3 protein-coding genes are annotated in these 1487 nt (G+C 68.2%); all 3 read left to right on the plus strand.

All coding sequences use genetic code 11. The features are described from left to right. The coding region (locus G7A99_RS06055) for a leucyl/phenylalanyl-tRNA--protein transferase (RefSeq protein WP_163139203.1) at positions 1-399 on the plus strand (399 nt) is incomplete at its 5' end. After that, the gene (locus tag G7A99_RS06060) at positions 396-1157 is read left to right on the plus strand and encodes an arginyltransferase (RefSeq protein WP_018716874.1); all 762 of its coding nucleotides are present in this window, start codon (positions 396-398) and stop codon (positions 1155-1157) included. The genes G7A99_RS06055 and G7A99_RS06060, both read left to right, overlap by 4 nt. A 105-nt stretch (positions 1158-1262) precedes the next feature. Then, positions 1263-1481, plus strand: a complete 219-nt coding sequence (gene infA, locus G7A99_RS06065) for a translation initiation factor IF-1 (RefSeq protein WP_026320895.1) — start codon at positions 1263-1265, stop codon at positions 1479-1481. The last annotated feature ends 6 nt before the right edge of the window (positions 1482-1487 follow it).

Raw genomic sequence — 1487 nt, forward strand, 5'->3', positions numbered from 1 at the left:
GAGGCCGGCACCTGGATCACACCGGCGATGGCCGATGCCTACACGGCCCTGCACCGGATGGGCATCGCCCACTCCGCGGAGGTCTGGGACGATGGGCGCCTCGTCGGCGGGCTCTATGGCGTCTCCCTGGGCGCGGCCTTCTTCGGCGAGTCCATGTTCAGCCTGGTCGCCGACGCGAGCAAGATCGCCCTTGCCCGGCTGGCCGGGCAGCTTGACGAGTGGGGTTTCGGGCTGATCGACTGCCAGCTCCCGACCCCACACCTGGAGCGCCTCGGTGCCCAGGCCTGGCCGCGGCCGCGCTTCCTGCGTGCGCTGCGCGAGACCCAGCAACGCGCACAGCGGCACGGTCCATGGGCCTTCGGGACAATTTCACCGCTGGAGGGGGCATCGCAGCCATGACCGAGGGTGCGCCCCGCCGTCTGGCCGCGTACCTCACCGGCGAGGAGCCGTGTCCCTACCTCCCGGACCGGCAGGCCCGGACGGCCTTCCTCGACCCGGAGGCAGCAATGTCCCCGGCGCTCTACGGACAGCTCCTCGCCATGGGGCTGCGCCGCAGCGGCGCCTACGTCTATCGGCCGCTGTGCCCCGGCTGCAGCGCCTGCGAGAGCCTGCGCATCCCCGTGGCGGCGTTCCGGCCGCGCCGACGCCAGCGACGCGCGCGCCGGGCTGCCGCCGGCTGGCGTGTCGAGGTCTCGCCGGCGCATTACGACCCCGCGCACTACGCCCTCTTCCGGCGCTACATCGACAGCCGCCACCCGGAGGGCGGGATGGCCGACACCGACGAGGCGGCCTACCGGCGTTTCCTGTTCGCGGACTGGTGTGACACGGAGCTGATCGAGCTCCACGATGGCGATCACCGCGTGGCCGTGGCCGTCACCGACCGGGTGCCGGACGCACTGTCCGCGGTGTATACCTTCTTCAATCCCGCCTACTCGTTTGCGAGCCCTGGCACGGTGGCGATCCTGCTCCAGCTCGAGCGGGCCGCCGCCCTCGGGCTGGATTGGCTGTACCTCGGCTACTGGATCGCGCAGGCACCGACCATGCGTTACAAGAGCGAGTTTACGCCCCATGAGCGTTTCGAGCCGGATGGGCAGTGGTACCGTATCGAGGCCAATGGCCGCCGCCGACTCGCGCCGAGTGAGCCGGTAACGCGATAAACACTTGGAGGGTAGGCCCCGGATTCGCTAGCATTAGGGGTTTAGATCAGCTCCGATGGCGCACGTCCGCCCGGGGCGTTGTCGGGCAACAAGAGTAGAGGCTGAATGGCGAAAGAAGACAACATCCGGATGAACGGCACGGTAATCGACGTGCTCCCGAACACCATGTTCCGCGTCGAACTGGAGAACGGTCATCAGGTTACCGCGCATATCTCCGGTAAGATGCGAAAACACTACATCCGGATCCTGCGCGGCGACAAGGTAACGGTGGAACTCACCCCCTACGACCTCAACAAGGGACGTATCGTCTACCGCGCCCGCTGACCCGCC

The sequence above is a fragment of the Arhodomonas sp. KWT genome (assembly GCF_010993615.1).